We start from the raw sequence: 1054 nt of genomic DNA, 5'->3' as shown, positions 1-1054 counted from the left end.
CTAGATGTTTGGTCCCGGCATTTGCTGGAGCGGATTTAGCCTGAAGCGTTCCGGTTGTGAGACCCACGCCTTGCAGATGAACTCGTAGGGCGTGAGGCCCTTGAGGGTCTTGAGCCTGCGAGCGAAGTTGTAGGCGGCAACGAAGTCGGCGAGATGGCTGCGGAGTTGGTCGTGGCTCTCGTAGTAGAAGCGCTTGACGGTGGCATCCTTGATGGTCCGGTTCATTCTTTCGACCTGGCCGTTGGTCCAAGGGTGCCTGGCCTTGGTGGTCCGGTGTTCGATGTCGTTTGTGGCGCAGGCATATTCAAAGGCATGCGCCCAGAAGCGCTCGCCGTTGGCGATGGCCTCCTTGATGAGTGGAACGGCCGACCCTCCTGCACCGGGCGTGGTAAACTGGATGCCATTGTCGGTGAGGACGGTATGGATCTTGTAGGGGACGGCCGCGATCAGGCGCAGTAGAAAGTCTCTCGATACGGCGGTGGGGGCCTTCTCGTGCAACTCGACGAAGGCGAACTTCGAGGTGCGGTCGATAGCAACGAACATGTGCAGCTTGCCCTGCTCGGTCCGCACCTCGGCAATGTCGATGTGGAAGTAGCCGATCGGGTAGCTCTTGAACTTCCTCTTCGCCGGCTTGTCACCCTCGACATCCGTCAGGCGGCCGATGCCATGGCGTTGAAGGCAGCGATGCAATGAAGATCGCGTCAGATGCGGGATTGTCGGCTGCAATGCATAGAGGCAGTCATCGAGCGGCAGCAGCGTGTAGCGCCGGAAGGCGACGATGACCGCCTCCTCCTCGATCGAGAGCACTGTCGATCTTGGTTCCTTCGGACCAGTCGGCAGATCGGCGACTGAAGTTCGCGTCTTCCACTTCGCGACCGTCTTCTGGTTGATCCCGTAGCGCTTGGCCAGCGTCCTCAGGCTCTCTTGACTATGCTGTATCGCTCGACGGACCGCCTCTGTCGTTGTGGCGCTCCCATGCAGAATTTGGCCCATAGCGCATCCTTTGATTCGGAGGATAAGGATGCCCCATCAAAGCCCGGGATCAAACATCTAG

The 1054-nt window shown here is 59.3% G+C and carries 1 protein-coding gene; it reads right to left on the bottom strand.

The features are described 5' to 3' along the window. Entirely contained in the window at positions 1–993 is a 993-nt protein-coding gene (locus tag NKI18_RS33310) for an IS481 family transposase (RefSeq protein WP_353022085.1), read from the bottom strand. Positions 994–1054: the final 61 nt, after the last annotated feature.

Origin of the sequence: Mesorhizobium sp. M0800 (assembly GCF_040320095.1) — a bacterium.
Classification (GTDB): Bacteria; Pseudomonadota; Alphaproteobacteria; order Rhizobiales; family Rhizobiaceae; genus Mesorhizobium.
Note: the sequence above shows the minus strand (reverse complement) of the source record. Positions and strands in the feature narration are given on the sequence as shown.

Excerpts from the sequence above, each read along its gene's own strand:
- NKI18_RS33310 (WP_353022085.1), bottom strand. The coding sequence starts at position 993 with ATGGGCCAAATTCTGCATGGGAGCGCCACAACGACAGAGGCGGTCCGT.